This is a genomic window from Flavobacterium sp. (assembly GCF_017744675.1).
GTDB lineage: Bacteria > Bacteroidota > Bacteroidia > Flavobacteriales > Flavobacteriaceae > Flavobacterium.
This window is the reverse complement of record NZ_JAGIAV010000009.1, coordinates 77,840-99,272: the sequence shown is the minus strand read 5'-3', so window position 1 is coordinate 99,272 and position 21,433 is coordinate 77,840. Positions and strand designations below refer to the sequence as shown.

The 21,433-nt window shown below is 35.0% G+C and carries 20 protein-coding genes; 18 read left to right on the top strand and 2 right to left on the bottom strand.

Features of this window, described 5'->3' with window-relative positions:
- The first annotated feature begins 69 nt into the window (after window positions 1–69).
- The 6 genes from J7574_RS22910 to J7574_RS22885 all read left to right on the top strand — a co-directional run bounded on the left by J7574_RS22910 (window position 70) and on the right by J7574_RS22885 (window position 5,677).
- Window positions 70–1,191: a sensor protein KdpD gene (locus tag J7574_RS22910; protein ID WP_290974604.1), complete on the top strand. Its 1,122-nt coding sequence runs from the start codon at window positions 70–72 to the stop codon at window positions 1,189–1,191.
- Between the two features lie 246 nt (window positions 1,192–1,437).
- The gene (locus J7574_RS22905) at window positions 1,438–3,153 is read left to right on the top strand and encodes an ATP-binding protein (RefSeq protein ID WP_290974601.1); all 1,716 of its coding nucleotides are present in this window, start codon (window positions 1,438–1,440) and stop codon (window positions 3,151–3,153) included.
- Between the two features lie 205 nt (window positions 3,154–3,358).
- The gene (locus tag J7574_RS22900; RefSeq protein WP_290974598.1) at window positions 3,359–4,120 is read left to right on the top strand and encodes a phosphatase PAP2 family protein; all 762 of its coding nucleotides are present in this window, start codon (window positions 3,359–3,361) and stop codon (window positions 4,118–4,120) included.
- Window positions 4,121–4,470: 350 nt separating this feature from the next.
- Window positions 4,471–4,899: an SRPBCC domain-containing protein gene (locus J7574_RS22895; RefSeq protein WP_290974595.1), complete on the top strand. Its 429-nt coding sequence runs from the start codon at window positions 4,471–4,473 to the stop codon at window positions 4,897–4,899.
- The gene (locus tag J7574_RS22890; RefSeq protein ID WP_290974592.1) at window positions 4,899–5,219 is read left to right on the top strand and encodes a helix-turn-helix transcriptional regulator; all 321 of its coding nucleotides are present in this window, start codon (window positions 4,899–4,901) and stop codon (window positions 5,217–5,219) included. The genes J7574_RS22895 and J7574_RS22890 overlap by 1 nt, the downstream gene beginning before the upstream one ends.
- 17 nt (window positions 5,220–5,236) lie before the next feature.
- Window positions 5,237–5,677 (top strand): DinB family protein, encoded by a 441-nt coding sequence (locus J7574_RS22885; RefSeq protein WP_290974590.1) that lies wholly within the window; start codon window positions 5,237–5,239, stop codon window positions 5,675–5,677.
- 260 nt (window positions 5,678–5,937) lie between these two features.
- On the opposite strand, the gene J7574_RS22880 is transcribed toward J7574_RS22885, so the two are convergent.
- Window positions 5,938–6,711, bottom strand: coding sequence for a LexA family transcriptional regulator (locus J7574_RS22880; protein WP_198857503.1), 774 nt, complete (start codon window positions 6,709–6,711; stop codon window positions 5,938–5,940).
- Window positions 6,712–6,800: 89 nt separating this feature from the next.
- On the opposite strand from J7574_RS22880, the gene dinB reads away from it, so the two are divergent.
- From dinB to J7574_RS22845, 7 genes are all read left to right on the top strand, one after another.
- The gene (gene dinB / locus J7574_RS22875) at window positions 6,801–7,997 is read left to right on the top strand and encodes a DNA polymerase IV (protein WP_290974583.1); all 1,197 of its coding nucleotides are present in this window, start codon (window positions 6,801–6,803) and stop codon (window positions 7,995–7,997) included.
- 1 nt (window position 7,998) lies between these two features.
- Window positions 7,999–11,058: a DNA polymerase III subunit alpha gene (locus J7574_RS22870; protein WP_290974580.1), complete on the top strand. Its 3,060-nt coding sequence runs from the start codon at window positions 7,999–8,001 to the stop codon at window positions 11,056–11,058.
- 138 nt (window positions 11,059–11,196) lie between these two features.
- Window positions 11,197–12,576, top strand: a complete 1,380-nt coding sequence (locus J7574_RS22865) for an exonuclease domain-containing protein (RefSeq protein WP_290974577.1) — start codon at window positions 11,197–11,199, stop codon at window positions 12,574–12,576.
- Window positions 12,577–12,622: 46 nt separating this feature from the next.
- Window positions 12,623–13,399, top strand: coding sequence for an exodeoxyribonuclease III (gene xth / locus J7574_RS22860; protein ID WP_290974574.1), 777 nt, complete (start codon window positions 12,623–12,625; stop codon window positions 13,397–13,399).
- A 7-nt stretch (window positions 13,400–13,406) separates the two neighbouring features.
- A complete protein-coding gene (locus tag J7574_RS22855; protein WP_290974571.1) occupies window positions 13,407–14,033 on the top strand; it encodes an alpha-ketoglutarate-dependent dioxygenase AlkB in 627 nt (208 codons plus the stop codon).
- Window positions 14,034–14,193: 160 nt separating this feature from the next.
- Window positions 14,194–14,655, top strand: coding sequence for a DUF1810 domain-containing protein (locus J7574_RS22850; protein ID WP_290974568.1), 462 nt, complete (start codon window positions 14,194–14,196; stop codon window positions 14,653–14,655).
- 160 nt (window positions 14,656–14,815) lie between these two features.
- Window positions 14,816–15,220, top strand: a complete 405-nt coding sequence (locus J7574_RS22845; RefSeq protein WP_290974564.1) for an MFS transporter — start codon at window positions 14,816–14,818, stop codon at window positions 15,218–15,220.
- Between the two features lie 72 nt (window positions 15,221–15,292).
- On the opposite strand, the gene J7574_RS22840 is transcribed toward J7574_RS22845, so the two are convergent.
- Entirely contained in the window at window positions 15,293–16,702 is a 1,410-nt protein-coding gene (locus tag J7574_RS22840; protein ID WP_290974561.1) for an APC family permease, read from the bottom strand.
- Window positions 16,703–16,903: 201 nt separating this feature from the next.
- On the opposite strand from J7574_RS22840, the gene J7574_RS22835 reads away from it, so the two are divergent.
- The 5 genes from J7574_RS22835 (at window position 16,904) to J7574_RS22815 (ending at window position 21,367) form a co-directional block, all read left to right on the top strand.
- Complete coding sequence (locus J7574_RS22835; protein ID WP_290974515.1) at window positions 16,904–17,353, top strand: hypothetical protein; 450 nt, start codon at window positions 16,904–16,906, stop codon at window positions 17,351–17,353.
- A gap of 21 nt (window positions 17,354–17,374) precedes the next feature.
- Complete coding sequence (locus J7574_RS22830) at window positions 17,375–19,075, top strand: hypothetical protein (protein ID WP_290974512.1); 1,701 nt, start codon at window positions 17,375–17,377, stop codon at window positions 19,073–19,075.
- Between the two features lie 18 nt (window positions 19,076–19,093).
- Window positions 19,094–19,285: a hypothetical protein gene (locus tag J7574_RS22825; RefSeq protein ID WP_290974509.1), complete on the top strand. Its 192-nt coding sequence runs from the start codon at window positions 19,094–19,096 to the stop codon at window positions 19,283–19,285.
- Complete coding sequence (locus tag J7574_RS22820) at window positions 19,285–19,812, top strand: hypothetical protein (protein ID WP_290974506.1); 528 nt, start codon at window positions 19,285–19,287, stop codon at window positions 19,810–19,812. The genes J7574_RS22825 and J7574_RS22820 overlap by 1 nt, the downstream gene beginning before the upstream one ends.
- A 97-nt stretch (window positions 19,813–19,909) precedes the next feature.
- The gene (locus J7574_RS22815) at window positions 19,910–21,367 is read left to right on the top strand and encodes an ATP-binding protein (protein ID WP_290974503.1); all 1,458 of its coding nucleotides are present in this window, start codon (window positions 19,910–19,912) and stop codon (window positions 21,365–21,367) included.
- Window positions 21,368–21,433: the final 66 nt, after the last annotated feature.

Here is a 21,433-nt window from a genome sequence, read left to right as displayed (position 1 = left end):
TTCTGTAAAATGTGAAATGTAACATTCAGTCATTTTACATTTTACAGAAAACTTCTTACTCTCAAAAACATGGAAAACGAAAATAACGCACAGCACTTTCTGGATTTGATTCAGAAATCCCGAAAAGGGAAATTTAAGATCTATATTGGGATGAGCGCCGGTGTGGGCAAGACTTTCCGTATGCTTCAGGAAGCGCATTCGTTATTGAAAAACGGAATCGATGTCAAAATTGGTTACATCGAAACGCATATGCGGAAAGAAACGCATGAGTTATTGTCTGGTTTGCCCATTATTCCGCGACGGACCATTTTTTATAAAGGAAAAGAACTCGAAGAACTCGATGTTCAAGCAATCATCAACCTTAGACCAGAAGTGGTTATCGTTGATGAATTGGCGCATACGAATGTTGAGGGAAGCAAAAACGAAAAACGCTGGCAGGATGTTCTGGAAATTCTGGAAGCAGGAATCAATGTAATTTCTGCAGTCAATATTCAGCATATTGAGAGTCTAAATGAAGATGTAAAACGCATAACAGGAATTGACGTTCAGGAAAGAATTCCAGATAATGTTTTGCGTTTGGCAGATGAGGTAGTGAATATCGATTTGACTTCGGAAGATTTGATTGCCCGTTTGAAAGAAGGAAAAATTTACACGGCAGATAAAATTCAGATGGCTTTGCAAAACTTTTTCAAGTCTGAACAAATTCTGCAGTTGCGTGAATTGGCTTTGAAAGAAGTGGCAAGTCAGGTAGTTCGAAAAGTGGAAAGCGAAGTTCCGAATTTGCATGCTTTACGACACGAAAAATTGTTAGCTTGCATTAGCAGCAACGATAAAACGGCTAAAATAGTAATTAGAAAAGCGGCCCGTTTGGCAAGCTATTACAACGGAAGCTGGTATGTTTTATATGTCGAAACTCCACAAGAAAGCAGTACCAGAATTGCCCTTGACAAACAAAGGCATTTAATTAATAACTTTAAACTCGCAGTGCAATTGGGAGCCGAAGTTATTAAAGCGGAGAATTCGAATATTGCCAATGCAATTTTGACAACTGTAGAAGAAAAACAAATTACAACTGTCTGCATTGGGAAACCGCATTTGAATTTATTTAAAGTAATTTTGTCTACAACAATTTTCAGGCATTTGCTAAATAAATTGTCGTTGTCAAATGTCGATCTTGTTATACTGTCTTAAAGGTTTTGAAACCATATAAGTGATATAAGTTCATTTAAATTAGGGACGTTGAAGTTTAACCGCAAAGACGCTAAGATTTCGCAACGCACGCAAAGATTAGATTAAAAAACTTTGCGACCTTGTGACTTTGCGAGCAAAAAACTCTAGCGACCTTTGCGTAAAACCTTGCGTCTTTGCGGTTAAAAAAGTACTTAAATTTCCTTATATCACTTATATGGTTCAAAAAAAATTAAATGTTTTTATAAAATGAGAATTAAAACCAAATTGAATCTGGGTGTTGGATTGTTATTTCTAATGATCATCATTCTTTCTCTCGTAAGTGCTTACTCTGTTTTTTTGATTAAGCAGGACACCGAGAATATTCTGAAATCCAATTACAATACATTGGAATATTCGCGAAATATGATTCTTGCTCTGGACGGAATGAAATCTGATTCGAAAAAAACGATTCAGAATTTTGAGGAAAATCTCGAAAAGCAAACCCGAAATATTACAGAGCCAGGCGAAAAGCAAGCAACCGAAAAACTAAAAGAAAGCTTTGCTCTTTTAGCTAAAAGCACTGCTAATGAAACTGTAAAAGCGCAAATTCGTCAGGATATTTTTGCGATTATGAAACTGAATCTCGACGCCATAAAACAGAAAAGCGATATTGCCAAACAATCGGCAGAGACGGCTAACTTGTCTATTGCGATTGTTGGGAGTTTGTGCTTTTTAATAGCTTTTAATTTATTGGTTAATCTGCCCAACAATATTGCGAATCCGATTAAGGAATTAACGCTGAGTATTAAGGAAATTGCCAATAAAAATTATTCAGAACGTGTTCATTTTACAAGTCACAGCGAATTTGGAGATCTTGCCAAATCGTTTAACACCATGGCACAAAAGCTGGAAGAATATCATGACAGCAATGTCTATAAACTTCTTTTTGAGAAAAAAAGATTGGAAACCCTTATCAATAATATGAACGATCCAATTATTGGTTTGGATCACGAAGGAATTGTTCTGTTTCTAAATGATGAAGCTCTAAAAATTATTGGCTTGAAATCTGAGGATATAATTGGGAAACCATCGTCTCAATTGGCTGTTTCTAATGATTTAATTCGTTCTTTAATTCTGAAAGAAAGTGAAACTCCGAAAAAACAGCCTCTTAAAATTTTTGCTCACGGAAAGGAAAGTTATTTCGAAAAAGAAATTCATAATATCACAATAACGCCAACGGGAGAAGAAAAAGAAATTAATATTGGCGATGTAATTATCCTTCGAAATATTACACTTTTTAAGGAGCTGGATTTTGCCAAAACCAATTTTATTGCTACTGTTTCGCACGAATTAAAAACGCCTATTGCCTCTATAAAATTAAGCCTTCAATTGCTTGAAAATGCCAAAACAGGCGATATGAATGACGACCAGAAACAATTGGTAGAAAGCATTAAAGACGACAGTCAGCGTTTGTTGAAGATTACAGGCGAATTACTCAATTTATCACAATTGGAAACTGGCAATATTCAATTGACTATTGGAAAAAGCAATCCGCATGAAATTGTGAAATACGCCGTAGAAGCTGTAAAAGTTCAAGCAGACCAAAAACAAATTCAATTGGTTATTGATGCTAATGAAAATCTAAAAAACGTAAAAGCAGATGCCGAAAAAACAGGTTGGGTTCTGATCAATTATTTATCAAATGCCATTCGTTATTCTTCTGAAAAAAGCACAATTCTCATTAAATTAAAAGAAGAAAACGATCAGATGGTTTTTCAGGTTATGGATACTGGACTCGGAATTGACGCCAGATATAAAGACAAAGTTTTTGATAAATATTTTCAGATTCCTGGAAGTCAAAAAACAGGAACAGGATTAGGTTTAGCCATCAGTAAGGAATTTATTGAAGCTCAAAACGGAAGCGTTGGCGTAGAAAGCAATTTAGGATTGGGAAGCACTTTTTGGTTTACGCTGAAGGTTTAATGTTTAATGTTTGTTGTTTGTTGTTTTAAAAAAAAGATGATGCTGTAATAAAAATAATTCCTACAAAATTTAAAAAATTATAATATCTTTATTACTGAAATTGCTATTTGCGTTGCATTAATTAATATTCACTTAAGGTTCAATTAAGTACAAAATACAGAATTTCAACATTCGTTAATATTGCAAAACATAACAACAATCAAAGATGTTCCAAAAAACGATTCTCCTTTTATTTTTATTCGGATTATGCTCTGCGAATGCGCAACAAAATGATTCTATCACAAAAATTGACAGTACGTCAAATCATTTAAAATTCAGTTACAAACAATTAATTATTCCATCCATTTTGATTGGTTATGGGGTAATAGGTTTAGGAAGTGACCAGCTTTTGAGTTTCAATTCTCAAATAAGAAATGAAGTTACAGAAGATATAGACGAGAAAATCACAATTGATGACTTCTCTCAATATGCTCCTGCTGCATCTGTTTATGTCCTGAACGCTTTTGGTGTAAAAGGAAAAAATAATATGCGCGACCGTTCGGTTATATTTGCAACTTCATACATTATTATGGCGACAACGGTTTTGAGTTTAAAATCGATTGTACATGAGGAAAGACCTGACGGAAGTTCCAACAATTCTTTCCCTTCTGGACATACTGCAACAGCTTTTGCTGGAGCCGAGTTTCTATGGCAGGAGTACAAAGACAAATCTATTTGGTACGGAATTGCTGGTTATGCTGTTGCCACAGGAACTGGACTTTTCAGAATTTACAATAACCGTCATTGGCTAACAGATGTTGCTGCCGGAGCAGGAATCGGAATTTTGAGTACGAAAGTCGCTTATTGGATTAATCCGTATATCACTAGAAAATTATTCAAATCATCTTCTGAGAATAAATCGACCTCTATGATTATGCCTTTTTACAATGGCAAGCAATATGGATTGGGGTTTGCTAAGGTTTTTTAGATTTTTTTTCCACCACAGATTAAAAAGATTATAAAGATTTCTAATGTCTTTGTCTATATTTTTCCGCCACGAATTCACGAATTTTATTTAAGAAAATTCGTGAATTCGTGGCGGACTTTTCTTATTTTTTGCATTTCGCATTCTTTCCAAGAAATCATTCATTAAAAAAAAAGAACCAATCTTTTTCTAACATATTCAAGCAAAACAAATAAGTTGTCCAATTCTTCTCTTGTTTTCATCTAATCAAGTTAAGTAGTTTAAAATGACTAGCCTTTATAAAAAATATTTAAATTTACTTGCGTAACTCAAAAGTTACATATAAATTTGTGTAACCTTAAAGTTACTCAATTATGAAAACAGAAATTAACCACAAATGGTTTTACAGCCAATCTCCCGAAGAAATATGGATGTATCTTACGGAGACAGAATTAATTGCACAATGGATTATGCCAAATGATTTTAAACTTCTTTTGGGGCATCAGTTTACATTTCGTACCAATCCTATTCCAAGTTTAAATCTTGACGGAATTTTTCATTGCAAAATATTAGAGATTGTTCCTTTTAAAAAGCTTGTTTACAGCTGGAAAGGCGGACCAGGAAATGATGAAACTATCTTTGACACTATTGTCGAATGGACACTGGAAAAGAAAGATAATGGCACTGAATTGTATCTTCTTCATACCGGATTTAAAGAAGAAAATGTTTCTATCCTAGCTGGAATGACAGAAGGCTGGTTGAAAAAAATGGAAAAAATAGAAAATCTTTTAAATGAAAAATAATGCCATTACCTAATCTTGACGCTTTACAAGTAATTGCAGATCCGAACCGCAGGCAAATTCTGCAATTGCTTACTAAAGAAACATATAATATAAATGCGTTGGCCGAAAACTTTGATATGAGCCGTCCTGCGGTTTCAAAACATATTAAAATATTGCAGCAGGCAGGTTTTATTTCGATCCAAGAAATTGGAAGAGAGCGGCATTGTGTTTTAAATCAAAAGGGATTTAATGATGTTAAAGCACTGATTAGTCATTTTGATCTTTTCTGGGAAAATAAACTCAGCAGACTGGAAACTATTTTGAATAAAAAGAAAGATTAATTTAAAAAATAGAAATCATGCAAAAACAAATCTTACTTGATCTTTTAGATCATAACCGCTTTGTATGTAATGCTACATTTAAAAACATAACACCAGAAAACAGTCGGCTTCGATTGAATGAAAAAACGGCTTCGGTTGGATTTATTTACAGACATATTGGCGAAACGGCAAACCTATTAGGAGCATTTTTCGGAATCAAAACAGATATCCAAAACACAACAATCGGGCAATCTGATACAGGAAAAAATTATGATCTTCAAACCAGTCATGCCTTTATGGAACAAGGATACAAAGCACTAGAAGATGTAATAAAAAATTCCTCCGATCAGGATTGGTTCGAAGAAGTAGAAACTTCATTTTTAGGAACGGTTCCTAGAATGAAATTATTGTCTATCATCCTTTTTCATAATTCGCATCATTGCGGACAAATTGCATCTGCGATTGTGAAGGGGAATTAATCTTTGGGAACATTCAACCATTCCAAATGGAACTTTCTATAAAAAAACGAATCCAACGGATTACAAAAGAACCGCAGGTTCGGCAAATATGGTAGGGCTGGATTTCAATCCAGTCGAAAAAGAATCGTAGGGACAATTCATATTGTTTCATAAAAAAACCGGATTAAAATCCGGTCCTACAATATAAATCGTCCCTCCGGGACTTTAATTTTTTTTATTGCTAAAATTTGAAATTGATTTTTGAAATTGTCATTGACATTTTAAGTATTCGAAGTATTATTCTTAATCTCTCGGACTTCACGTTTCAATTCTAAAAGCAAATCTTTCATCGCTCCAGTTTCTGTCATCTCCTGTTTTTTATCCGAACGGCCGATATTGCATTCATATTCCCAAATTTCCAAAATATCAGAAGCCTTCACTTCATAATTTGGATAAAAACTGTTGTCGGATTCTAAAACCAAAGAGTTTTTTTTGTTTTTATTGAGACGCTTATAGACCATTCCTTCATTCTTAGTAATAAGGATATAAGTTTTGCCGTCCATCACCTCTCCCAGTTTTTCCACATAACGGCCAATAATAATAGAACCATCTTCATGAGGAGGCATTGAATCGCCTTCAACGGGAAATCCGCGGTGCTTTCCTGGTCCTAAAAACGGAAGCGTAATCTGCTGCAAACTTTCAATATATTCTGGATCAGCATATCCGTTTAAATAACCTGCCTTTGCTTTTTGAGATACAATTTCGATATAATTTTCTCCAAAACTATCCACTTGAATGGGTAAAATAAGTCGGTTGCCTTCCAATTTTATCAAATTTTGCACATCAATTTTACGTATATCGACCGATAATATCAAGTCAATACTCATGTGAAAATACAATGCAATTTTCTTTAAAATGTCGTACGGCGCTTCCGAAGTTCCATCTTCGTATTTTACGTATCTACCTCTGGTAATGCTAAGGTTTTCAGCTAATTTCTCTTGAGATATTTTATGCTTAACCCTTAATGCTCTGATGTTGTCTGAAAATAAGGACATAATTAATTTGTTATAATTTGGAACAGCAAATATACGAAAAAATGTTACCACCTGTGCTAATTTTGTTTCATACAAAAACAAAAGGAAAAATGGCACGGGCAATTGTACATATGGATTTGGATACCTTTTTTGTATCCTGCGAACGACTCACCAATTCTGAACTTAATGGAATTCCGCTTATTATAGGCGGAGGCGATCGCGGTGTTGTGGCTTCTTGTTCGTATGAAGCCCGCAAATTTGGCGTGCGTTCTGCCATGCCAATTGCAATGGCAATGAAACTTTGCCCACAAGCAAAAATCATGAAAGGCGATATGGAATTGTATTCGCGATTATCTCACGATGTTACCGAAATTCTTCAAGAAAAAGCGCCTATTTTAGAAAAAGCAAGTGTAGATGAATTTTATTTGGATATTACCGGAATGGACCGTTTTCACGGAAGTTATAAATGGACAGATGAATTAGCACAAAAGGTAATTAAAGAAACTGGTCTACCAATTAGTTTTTCGTTATCGATTAATAAAACCGTTTCTAAAATTGCTACAGGCGAAGGCAAGCCAGTAGGAAATCTTGAAATTCCGGAACACAAAGTACAAACTTTTTTAAATCCTCTTTCGATTCAGAAAATACCAATGGTCGGAACGGTAACATTTCAGCTTTTGTCTCGAATTGGTGTTCGCAAAATTCAGACTTTGGCAGAAATGCCTGCTGAGGTTTTACAGCAAATGATTGGAAAAAACGGTCTCGATATTTGGAAAAAAGCCAACGGAATCGATCATACGCCCGTTGAACCTTATAGCGAAAGAAAATCTATTTCTACCGAACACACTTTTTCTCAAGACACGATTGATATTGCAAAGTTGAAAAGAGTGCTTTTGGGAATGGTCGAAAAACTAGCTTTTCAGTTGCGTTCTGAACAATGGCTAACTTCAACGGTTACGGTTAAAATTCGTTACGCCAATTTCGATACCGAAACCAAACAAAGCCGAGTGGCTTATACCTCTGCCGATCATATTTTGACTAAAAATGTAATGGAGCTTTTTGAGAAAGTCTATCAGCGCCGTATGCGTCTTCGTCTGATTGGTGTTCGCTTTAGCGGATTAGTTCGTGGAACGTACCAAATTGATCTTTTTGAAGATACTCAAGAAATGCTGGCACTTTATGCTGCTATGGATAAAATGAAAAGCCGTTATGGTTTTGATGCCGTAATGCGCTGTGCTGGAGCTCATTTTAAACCTAATACTAAAGACGAAATTTTAAAACGAAAAAACGAAAATCCTAAACCTTAATATGTATCTTAACTGTCATTCTTATCATTCTCTGCGTTACGGCACAATTCCGCTGAAAGATCTTGTTGATCTAGCTGCTTCTTGTGGCCTAAAAGCAATGGCATTGACAGATATTAACACCGTAACGGGAATTTATGATTTTATAAGAGATTGTGAGAAGAACGGAATTAAGCCTTTGGTTGGAATGGAATTTCGCTGCAATCATCAATTTCGATATATCGGTTTGGCAAAAAATGCCAAAGGTCTAGCCGAAATGAATCGTTTTTTAACGGATCATAATTTCAGTGGAGAAACTCTTCCTTTACGAGCTCCTGAATTTAAGGAAACATTTGTGATTTATACTTTAGAAAATGCTCCAGAAGCGCTTTATGAAAATGAATTTATTGGAGTTCGCCCAGAAGAGGTTTCAAGTCTTCTGACATCCAAACATAAAAATAAAATGTCCAAAATGGTGGTTTTGCAGCCTGTAACTTTTAGTTGTAAAAGAGAATACAATCTGCATAAAGTGCTTCGAGCTATTGACACCAATATTATTCTATCAAAACTTACCGAAGCGGATTATTGCAAAACTTCAGATTTCATAAAATCATTAGATGCTCTTTTGCCTTTTTATGAGAAATATCCTGAAATCATTTCGAATACACAACGTATCATCGATGAATGCAATTTTCAATATGAATTTGGTGTTTCGCAAAATAAAAAATTCTTCACCAAAAGCCGTGAAGAGGATATAAAAATGCTGACTGTTTTAGCCCTGAAAGGTTTTGAACTTCGCTATGGAAAAGAAAATACAGTAGCAAAGGCACGTGTTGAAAAAGAACTAAAAGTTATTGACGAATTAAAGTTTAGTGCCTATTTTTTAATTATATGGGATATTGTTCAATACAGCAACAGCCAAGGTTTTATGCATATCGGACGCGGAAGCGGTGCCAACAGCATTATCGCGTATTGCCTAGGAATTACGGATATCTGCCCTATCGAACTGGATTTGTATTTTGAGCGTTTCTTAAATCTTAACCGCAAAACGCCACCCGATTTTGATATTGACTGGAGCTGGCAGGAACGCAATGTAATTTTAGAATATATCTTCGAAAAATATGGCAGAGATCATGTTGCTTTCTGCGGAACCAATGTCGAATTTAAATACCGTTCTATTTTTAGGGAAGTCGGAAAAGTCTTTGGTCTTCCGAAAGAAGAATTAGATGTTTTAGCGAAGAATCCAGAAGAGCTTCATCCGACAAATAAAATTGTGAGACTGGTTCAGGAATATGGGCATATGATGGGAAAATATCCTAACCAACGTAGTATGCATGCCTGTGGAATTATTATTTCTGAAGAACCGATTACCAATTATACTCCGCTGGAAATGCCTCCAAAAGGATTTCCAATTGTGCTTTTCGACATGCATATTGCCGAAGAAATTGGTTTTGACAAATTTGACATTCTAAGTCAACGCGGTATTGGCCATATTGACGACAGCGTAAAACTGATTGAAAAAAATCGAGGCATCAAAGTCGATATTCGAAACACTTCGATTTCTAAAGATGAACCTGTGTGTAATTCTTATTTGGCAAAAGGAGATACAATTGGCTGTTTTTATATAGAAAGTCCAGCCATGCGCGGATTATTGCGTAGATTAAATTGTGATAATTATAAAATTCTAGTTGCCGCTTCGTCTATTATCCGTCCTGGAGTTGCACAATCTGGAATGATGAAAGAGTATATTTTTCGTCATAACAATCCAAATCAGTTTGAATATTTTCATGAGGTTTTTAAGGAGCATCTTGGCGAAACGTACGGCATTATGGTGTATCAGGAAGATGTGATTAAAATTGCTCAACATTACGGTGGACTTCCTGCTCCTGATGGCGATATTCTTCGCCGTGCCATGTCAGGAAAAGGAAGATCGCTGGAAGCTTTACAAAAGGTAAAAGAAAATTTCTTTGCAAGCTGTGCTCAAAAAGGACATCCTGAAGCTTTGAGTCAGGAAATTTATCGTCAGATTGAATCTTTTGCGGGTTATTCTTTCTGTAAAGCGCACTCTGCTTCTTATGCCGTTGAGAGTTATCAGAGTTTATATTTAAAGGTTAATTATCCTGTCGAATTTATGACAGCGGTAATCAACAATCAAGGCGGATTTTACAGAACTGAAGTTTATGTACACGAAGCTAAAATGTCTGGCGGAACCGTTCATAATCCGTGTGTGAATAAAAGCGAATATAAAACAACTTTGTACGGAACCGATATTTATTTGGGCTTTATGCATTTGCAAAGTTTAGAATCTAAAATTGCACATTTAATAGAATCAGAAAGAACAAAAAATGGCGATTATCTTTCTTTAGAAAATTTCATCAATCGAATTCCAATTGGTATTGAAAGCGTTAAAGTTCTCATTTTTATTGGCGCTTTTCGCTTTACAGGAAAAACAAAAAATCAGCTTTTGATTAGTGCAAGTTTGCTTTTAAACAATTTTAAACCCGAAAACAGAAATTTAAAACTGCTTCAGGAACCTGCTAAAGAATTCAAATTACCTGTTTTGGAACGTTCGGTTTTTGAAGATGCTTTTGATGAAATCGAACTGTTGAGTTTTCCTATTTCGTGTACGGTTTTCGATCTTTTACAAACCAAACATCGTGGCGATATTATGGCGAAAGATTTGGTGAAATATCATAAAAAGCAAGTTAGAATGCTAGCTTATTTGATTTCTAGAAAACACGTTCCGACCAAAAAAGGTTCGATGTATTTTGGAACTTGGATCGATCATGAAGGCACTTATTTTGATACGGCACATTTTCCAGATAGTCTGGCGAAACATCCTTTTCAGGGCGGAGGCTGTTATCTTTTACTGGGAAATGTTGAGGTTGATTATCATTTTCCGACGATTACGATTCTCAAAATGGCAAAAATGCCTTTTATTCCAGATCCGCGTTATATGGATGCTAAAGATCAATTTCGAACGCAAAATCAAATTAAAGAAGATGTTAGCCTGACGCATCGGGCGCCTTATCCGCAAGGACATGAAATTAATCTTCCGAGACATCGAATGAAATTTAATTCTTAAGCGATGAAAATTGCTCGCAAAGGCGTGAAGACGCAAAGTTTTTATTTTTTAAGTTTTTTAAAATAAAACTTTGCGACTCTGCGACTTTGCGAGATTGAAACTAAACAACAGAAATAGAACATTTTACGTTATATACAAATGAAGAAGCAAGAATATGCCATAGTAGATATTGAAACCACAGGCGGTAATGCCAGTGGAAGCCGTATTACAGAAATTGCCATTATTATTCATGACGGTACAAATGTGTTGGATCGTTACGAAACACTTGTAAATCCGGAACAAGACATTCCTCCTTCTATATTTGGGTTAACAGGAATAAATAATGAAATGGTAGCCAATGCACCAATCTTCGATGATATTTCAGAGAAAGTTTTAGAAATGCTAACCGATCGCATTTTCGTCGCGCACAATGTCAACTTTGATTATTCGTTCGTTCATCATCAATTGGAACAGGCTGGTTTTAAATGGTCGGCAAAAAAATTGTGCACCGTTCGTGCTGCTCGAAAAATCAAACCGGGATTAGGTTCTTACAGTTTAGGAAATCTGTGCAATTCTTTAAATATATCTCTAGAAAACAGACACCGTGCTGGCGGAGATGCTGATGCCACTGCTCTTTTATTTTCTCTTTTATTAGAATGGGATGATGCTGGAGAAATTGATAAAATGATTAAGAAAACGGCACAAGATCAACGCTTGCCTCCTAACCTTCCGCCAGATGATTTTAATAATTTACCCGATAAACCTGGAGTCTATTATTTTTACAATCAAGCGAAAAAAGTAATTTATGTGGGAAAGGCGATCAATCTAAAAAAACGGGTCACTTCGCATTTTACAGGAAATAATATCAAACCGCAGAGACAGCATTTTTTAAGGGATATTCACGGAATCTCTTTCGAAGTCTGTGCGACTGAACTCATGGCACTTCTTTTGGAATGTACTGAAATCAAAAAGCTTTGGCCGACATACAACAGGGCTTTGAAACGATTTGAAGCTAAATTTGGCATTTATCATTATGAAGCTCGAAATGGCTATAAATACCTGGCAATTGGGAAAATGAGCAAATTTCAGACTTGTGTTCATGAATGTAACAGCCTTTTTAATGGTATTAATTTACTGCGAAGTTTGGCAGAACAATTTCAAATCGATCACCGTTTTTGCAAATATTCGAGACCCGAAGAAGGTGAGTTTTTTTATACCCCAGAAGTAAAAGAACTGCCAGATCCTTTGCTTCACAACGAACAAGTGGATAATGCAATTGATTTTTTATTGAATAACAGACCAAGTTTTGCCATTATTGACAAAGGGCGCTCTTCAGACGAACGAAGCTGCATCTGGATTGAAAATGGCCGTTTTTATGGCATGGGATATATCTCTCGAGATGTAGCAATAAACGATTCTGATGAAGTAAAAAGTTATGTCACGCCTTACAAAAGCAATCAATATATTGACCAGTTGATTTTTGCTTACGCCGAAAAATATCCACGTAAAGTGTTCTTTAACAAACACTTTGTAAAATAAAATTCCGAAAAGCTGTAAATTTAATATCCAACTAATTAAATCTACTATGAAGATAGCCACTTATAACGTAAACGGAGTCAACGGAAGGTTAAATGTTTTATTACGATGGCTTGAAGAAGCCGCTCCAGATATTGTATGCTTACAAGAATTGAAAGCGCCTCAGGATAACTTTCCGCTTAAAGCAATTAACGAAGCCGGTTACAACGCAATATGGCACGGACAAAAACAATGGAACGGCGTAGCGATTCTGGCTCGAAATATGGAAATTGAAGAAATAACCCGAGCATTGCCGGGAGATGAAGAGGATATACAAAGTCGTTATATAGAAGCTTTGATTGACGGAATTGTAATTGCCTGCCTTTATCTGCCCAACGGAAATCCAGCACCAGGACCAAAATTTGAATATAAATTAAAATGGTTTGATCGTTTGGCACATCGTGCAGAAACTTTATTAAACTTAAAAGTGCCTGTAGTTTTAGTTGGCGACTATAATGTAATGCCTACAGAATTGGATGTTTACAAACCTGAAAAATGGGTTAATGATGCGCTCTTTAGAATTGAAGTACGTAATGCATTTGCAAGTATTGTTTCTCAAGGATGGACAGATGCCATACGCAAACTGTATCCAGACGAGAAAATTTATACATTCTGGGATTATTTTAGAAATGCCTATCAACGTGATGCAGGTCTGCGAATTGATCACTTTTTATTGAGTCCGCAAATGGCAGAAAAATTAAATACTGGCGGAGTTGACCATCATGTGCGAGGCTGGGAAAAAACTAGCGATCATGCTCCTGTGTGGATTGAAATTGACAAAATATAATTGGAAAATGACACTATTTAGCGACACCGAATTATTTACTACTGGTTTGGGAGGAAAAAAAGTATTTGATATCCCCGATTCTGAATTGATTTTGATTGATAATTTCTTCACCAAAGAAGAATCTGATGTTTTTTATGAAAGAATACTTCGCAAAACCAAGTGGAGAGAACATCAAATGGAAATTTATGATAAAACCTATAAAGTTCCTAGAATGATTGCTTGGTACGAAGACAAAGATAATGCTGGAGCCGACCCAAAAGGACCGGATTGGACATACGAATTATTAAAAATTAGAGGCCGTATCGAAAAGGAAACACAGCTTGATTTTAATACTGTTCTGCTTAATTTATATCGAGACGGAAATGATGGCGTGGGCTGGCATAGTGACAAAGAACATAATACAGGACCCAATCCTATTATTGCTTCGGTTACTTTTGGAGAAACTCGAATGTTTAAACTTCGCCATAAATTCAGAAAAGAAATTCCGCCAATCGAGATTCCGCTGCATCACGGTTCTTTTTTATTAATGGCTGGAACTACCAATAGTTTTTGGCAGCATCAAGTTCCAAAAACAGCTCGCGATGTTTTACCAAGGATCAATCTTACCTTTAGAAGAACCAACCGAAATCTTTGATTTTTATAGCATTGAATCTTTCAAAAGAAGCGATTTTTAATCGAAACGACGTAAGATATTCCTTCTTTAAAAAGTTAAAACATGCACTGTATGAACGTTTTATTAGGCAAACCCTATCTTTTTTACTATTTTTGCAACCTTTTTTTAATACAATACCGTAATGGCTTATTCGAACAATGATTTAGCGCGTTTCTTAGACGCACAGAACAAACTTTATCTTACCGCTCTTTCTGAAATCAGCAAAGGGAAAAAAGAAACACACTGGATGTGGTTCATTTTTCCGCAAATAAAAGGTTTAGGAAAAAGTGACACTGCAAATCTTTATGCCATTAATGATTTAAAAGAAGCTACTGAATATTTAGAACATCCAATTTTAGGAAAACACTTAATTGAGATTTCTGAATTATTATTAACTTTTAAAATGAAATCAGCTGACGGGATTTTCGGAGATTTGGATGCTCGTAAATTGCGTTCTTGCATGACTTTATTTTCTTTGGTTGAAAATGCAAATCCGATCTTTCAGGAAATTTTGGATGCTTTCTTCTCTGGAGAAACCGATCCGCTTACTTTGTCTATTATTAATTCAACTATAAAATCTGTTGACGAACCTGTTACAACCTAACTAGAGTTTACAACGATTATTACATTTAAAAGGCACTAATTTTTAGTGCCTTTTTTTTGTTTGCAACTTTTGCCGTTCAATAAAATCTGCACTCGAAATTATTCTTTTAATAATAATTAGCCTTAACTTGCATAATATCAACCTCAAACCTAACCACATCATGACCGAAAAAATCAAAACTTTGCAAATTATCCATCTTGCCATTTGCGCAGGAACAATTATCGCTTATTTCATTGTAGGAGATATTTCATTAGAAACACTGCATGTGCCTATTATTGATTCTGCTTCGGTACTGTATCTTGTTATTCCTATTCTAGCGTTTGTTTTGAGCAGTATATTATTTAAAGCGCAATTAAAACAGATTGATCCGAAATTAAAACTCGAAGACAAACTGCCCATTTATCAAGCAGCTTCTATTATGCGATGGGCCGTTTTGGAAGGTGCCGCTTTTTTGATATTGTTCTTAAAACCCGAATTTATACTATTCGGAATACTTCTCATTGTTTATCTTATTTTCTTAAGGCCTACAGAAGATAGAATCACCAATGATTTATCCGATCAATAAAAATCAATAAAAAGCATCTCGAAAAAATCAAGATGCTTTTTTTATGTCGTTTTCCAACTGAAAACAAAAATATTATTCAGCTGGTTTTGTTAAATAATAAACTGGAATTCCGGTTAACATAATTAATACTCCCCAACCGCAAGTTGAGAACTTTGTAATTAATAGCGCAACACAAATTGCTGTTGCTACAATTATATATACCATTGGCAAAAACGGATATCCGAATGCTTTATAAGGTCTTTCTGCATCTGGCATTTTTTTTCTCAGAATAAAAATTCCGTAGATCGTCAGAATGTAAAAAATCAAGACAATAATAATTACAAAATCTAGCAAATCGCCATATTTTCCCGTCAAGCACAAAGCCGAAGCCCAGATACATTGTGCCCAAAGCGCCCAAGCAGGAACGCTAGAACTATTTAAAACTGCTGCTTTTTTGAAAAACAAACCGTCTTTTGCCATCGTATAATATACTCTAGCACCTGCCATAATTAATCCGTTGTTACAAGCAAAAGTCGAAATCATAATCATGACTGCGATAATCAAAGCTCCGATATTTCCAAAAATATAATCTGAAGCAACAACTGCAACACGATCAAACTTTGCAGTTGCGATTTCGTCAAACGGAACTACAGCTAAATACATCAGATTTGTGACAACATAAAGAGAGGTCACGATAAAAGTTCCAAGGAATAAACTAAGACCAACATTACGTTTTGGATTTTTAATTTCGCCTGCAATAAAGGTCACACCATTCCAAGCATCGCTAGAAAATAATGATCCAACCATTGCTGCTGAGATTCCTGAAATCAGAGCTGTCCCACTAATTGGCAGCCATGAACTGCTTTCTTTATCAAATGTTCTTGTGCTCCATCCGTCTGTCCAGTTGGCATCCCAAACAGAAGCTTTAGCAGCAAGCGTTAATCCAAAAACAACTAAGCCTAACAGCGATAAAATTTTAATTATAGTTAAAACCGTTTGCAAAATTTTTCCATTTTTTACTCCTCGACTATTAATAAAAGTCAGAATGATAATAGTTAAAATTGAAACCAGCTGAGCTGCATTTAGTTTAAAAGCGCCTAGCTCGTACAGAATATTTTCGTCGCTTAAAGGATCGTACAAATAAGCTGCAAATTTTGAAAATGCTACTCCTACTGCTGCAATAGTTCCAGTCTGAATAACTGCAAAAAAACTCCAGCCGTACAAAAAGGCAATCAGCTTATTGTAAGCTTCTTTCAGGTAAACATATTGTCCGCCCGCTTTAGGAAACATGGCACTCAACTCGCCGTAACTAACTGCTGCGACAACTGTAATAAATCCAGACAGAAGCCAGATCAATGTAAGCCATCCTGCTGAACCCACTTGTCTAGCGATATCGGCACTTACAATAAATATCCCGGATCCGATCATAGAGCCAACCACAAGCATGGTTCCGTCTAAGAGCCCGAGTTCTCTTTTAAAATGTTCTTGGTCGTTTTCTTGCATTTTTATTGGTTTAGGTTGGCTAAAGATATACTTTTTTTGGAAATCTTAATCTTCAAATTATAAATTGTAGAAATTCTTAAAAATCTATTTTTCAATTGCTCAAATCCTAAATTTTAACAAGTCTAATTACGGTTTTCCATAAAATACAACTTTTTAGAGTATCTAAATTTGAAGAAAAATAAGATTTTAATCTCAAACCAGATGACTAGAATAATTTTACAAAATGACAATATAAATCTTGATACAAATAAGCAATACCAAACTCACGGTTTTGTAAGTGATCGAGATTTATTAAAAAAACGTTCAAAAAAATATTTGGATCTGATTGCAGAACTCGATGCTAAAACATTAACAGACACAAAAGGAATGGAGGAACTTATCAAAGCAATCCAAGAAGAATTTGGTACAGCTGACATCGCCAGTTTGCCATTAGGCATTGTTTCAAAATGTTTTCTAGGACATCCCTACGAAGTACACACTCTTGATTTAAGTGGAAGTCAGATTATTAAACACTACAAAAATACGGAAACAATGGAACCACAATTCGAAAAAGCACGATCAGCTGCCAAACATAATGCTTATGCAATAGTAGAAATCTACAATGATAAAATCATTCTAATACGAGAAGATGGAACGGCCTCAAAACTATAATGAACAATTAAACTAAATATTATGTCACAACAGGTAATCTCTTACGCAGACCTCTCCATTATAAATAATGCTTTAAGGTCTATCAGTTCAGATATGAAAGGTGTTCATTCTGAATTAGGAACATTAAATTTTAAGCAAGATCAATTAGAAGGTGAATTGGTAAAACTTGCAGATTCTTTTGCAGACTTTGTAGAATCCGATTTAAAACATAAAGCGTTACAACTAGCCGAAACCAGACAAGGAAATCTGAAGCAGGATTTACAAATCAAATTTGGGTATTATGCTGAAGTTAGAAGGATGGCAACAGGAATTCTTCAAGGAGTAGATACTGGTGTTATAAGTGAAGAAACACTGAGATTTACTACTGAAGAGGTAATGATAAAAGCTCCTGGGTATTGGCTAGCTCCTGCACTGGTGTCTCTAACTGCTTGGATACGTAATGATAAAAATGCCACAGAAAAAGCTTTAAATGAAGCTTTAAAAAGAGACGACTATAAAACGACCTTATTTTTCATGATGGTCATGCGTCGATTAATGCGTAATGATTCAAGTTTAAAATGGCTTGAACGTTATTTTATGCATCAAAATCCTCACAATCTTGATCGTGAATTTATTATCATACTTGAAGCGGTTACCACAGGTGTTTTTCCTCCTGCAGCTCGCCAATTGATGATGACAAATGTTAAAAACTGGCTAGATCAGCTTACTCAGGGAGATACTTTTATAAACGAACAAAAATCGCAATGGGTTAATTTTTTCGAAGCAATAGGACCTATACCAGAAGGGAAATATCCTCTGTTGGAAAAATTTGCTGTTAATTGGGATTTATTAGAAAGTTCTTTAAAAGAAGCAAAAACGCACCATATTATAAATGCCCATTTCAACAGTATTATTTCTTCTTCTTCCGACTTTTCAAAAAGCACAAAAGTACAGTTAGATGAAATTCTATCTCTATTGGTCACAAATTTTGATGATGAAGAACTTCCTTTACAAGAACAGGTAAGATTCAATCAGCTCATTATTCAAATGGATGGGGACAAAAACGCTGCTCAAGCCATTATGGATGCCGAAAAACATATTTTTAATGAGCAGGTAGATTTTTTACAATTACTTACCAATGCCTCATTTAATCCTGAATTATCGGGAGCGACAAAAGTAACTCAAGCACTTGCTGTTTCAATAAGTCAACCTTGGATATTAGAATCTTACGACACTTTTACAGCACAATGCAGAAATAAAATTCCGCAATCTGTAGAGCTATCTATTGATGATTTTAAAGCTTCCACGAAAGACGGAAGCGAAGAAAGCGAATTGCTAAAAAAACAAGAAACTTTCTACGATAAAGTTTTGGAAACAGAATTAGGCAAGCTTTCCTTTCCATACGCTTTTATAATTATTGGAGCTTTAATATGCCTTTTAGGTGTTTGGCTTTTTACTATTCAGCCATTCCTTGGAATTTTAGGATTAGGAGCAGGTGCTGTTATTATTTGGAATTCCATTAATACACATAAAAAAGCTAAAAATAAAGTTATTGAAAACGTTGCTGAACGAAGACAAAAAGGAAAAGAAGTACTAAGAGGATGTATTGCAGAAACTGTAGATTACAGAATAGAACATCTTTTTGAAGATAATAAAGCTGAACAAGTGAGACTTCTTATTTCATCTATTACTCCCGAAGATTTTTCGAGCGTATCAAAAGAAACTGTTAGAAATATCCTTTAATAATAAAATCAAATGATTATGACGAAAATAATTTTAGGCAATCGTTCTGAAGACTCTGAAGATATTGCAAATGAAATAATAAAAGAAACAAAAGTAAAACCCAACCTATTTCAAGGAAGAACTGAAGCTGAATTACAAAACGCAAAATTTCCAGATTGGGATATTATTCCTCCAACTCAATTTATTAATCCAAGAATAAAAAATCAATAATGAAAGGCCTCGTAACTTATTCTGAATGGATAAATCTCCTCAATAAATTTGGCGACGGAAATGATTCAGTATTAGAAGAACTCAACCTAGGAACTTTTATTATTGACGCAGGAACTGCGAATCGCTTCTATACTAAAGTTGAAGAAATCTATAAAAAAAGAAAACAAACTTGGCTGGATAAATTTCAAAGATTTTTTGATTTACAAAGTATAAAGACAGAAGACGATTTTGAGATTGCGTTAAGAAACGGCAAACAAAATCTTTTAGTTTTAAAAAACTTTATCTCATTAAAAGGTTTTCCTGAAGATTTGAAAAAGACACTAAAAGAAGATTTGGAAAGCTTTATAACTGAAATAAGAACTTCACTTAAAGCCAATAATAAAAAAAGCTCAGGAAGAAATGAAAAAATAGCAATCTTACTAAATTCTTTTCAACTTACATCTAGTTTTGAAGAAGAAACTAATTCAAAAGTCTTTCCTAAAGATAATACTATAATCGCTCCAACAAGCAGAAAAATAATATTTTAAAATGGCAAATAAAACAGAATTTAAAACTTCGCTTTTGCGGATGTTCAGAGCAAGAATACCTTTTATTTCAATTCGAAGTATAGAAAGAGCAAGAGTCTTGGAAGTTATTCAGCAACTAGCCGAAGAAATTAATATTCCTATTTACTTTCATAATTTATCGCATGGAACTATAGATATAAAATCAAAGAAAAGTGTCAATGATGATCGTTCAGTGGCTGGCGGTCTAGATTATGCTGTTCAAAATATATCACAAAGACAAAATTTAACTTTTGTCTTCACAGAAGTAAGTGATATTGAAGACGATAATCTTGTCTCAAGACACATATATGATTGTGTAATTCAAGCTATAGAACGTGGTGGAAGTATATGTTTAATTACAACAAAGACCATCTGGCCACAATTGCAACGTTTAGGAATGACAATTACATTAGATGCTCCTAATGAAGACGAAATGCTAGAGGTGGTAAAAGAATGTGTAATGCCATATAAAGGTTCAATTCCGTTAGAATGGGAAGAAGTAGATTACAAAATGGCTGCTACAGTTTTGGCAAATATGACCAAAATAGAAGCCGAAAATGTTTTGGCAACTCAAATGGCTAAAGGCTCTTTAACTAAAGAAGATTTAAAGGAACTTAGTAACGCAAAAGACAAGTTATTTAGTGATATTTCTGGCTTGGAAAAAGTAAAAATAGATCCTTCTACTCTCTCTGTCGCAGGATTAAGTGGTTTACAGCATTGGCTTGATAATCAGAAACAACTTTTGACTGCTGATTTAAAAGCTAGAAAAATGAGGCCGCCAAGAGGCGTCTTATTGGTTGGAGTTCCTGGTTGCGGGAAATCCTTATCTGCTAAATTCATCGCTGCGAATTGGAATTTACCGTTATATCGTCTTGATTTAGCAGCTATCCAAGGACAATATCTTGGACAATCCGAAAACAGGCTGAAAGAAGCTCTAGCATCTGCAGATAATGCCGCGCCATGCATATTATGGATTGACGAAATTGAAAAAGGTCTTTCTGGAGCAACGGGATCTAATGATGGGGGAACATCAACAAGAATGGTCGGACAATTTTTATTTTGGCTTCAGGAGAGCATGGCAAAAGTTTTTGTAGTTTCGACGGCGAATGATGTTAGCAAATTACCTCCTGAGCTTTTGAGAAGAGGCCGATTTGATGAGCTATTCTTTGTTGATCTTCCAGGAGAAACTGAAAGAAAAGATATTATAAATCTTTACATAAAACGTAATTTATTAAATGAACCTTCTTCCAAAACTTTAGGTCAACTTGTCGAAATTTCAGATGGTTTTGCAGGTTCTGATATTGAAGGAGCGGTAAGAGATATTGCTATTCAGGCAGTAATTCACGGAGATAGTATTGTAGACGACACTCTTTTTGAAAAATGTTTTAAAAATGTTGTGCCCCTTAGTAAAACAGCACCCGAAAAAATTGAATCAATTAGAATTTGGGGGCGTGAAAGAGCCGTTCCTGCATCGGGGGTTTCTTGGGAAACATCTTTAAACGATATAGCCATAGGTAAACGCTCGATAATTATATAAAATTTTACTATTTCAATACATTACTGCAAGCCCAACCGCTTGCAGTTTCTTTATTCATTACTTTCA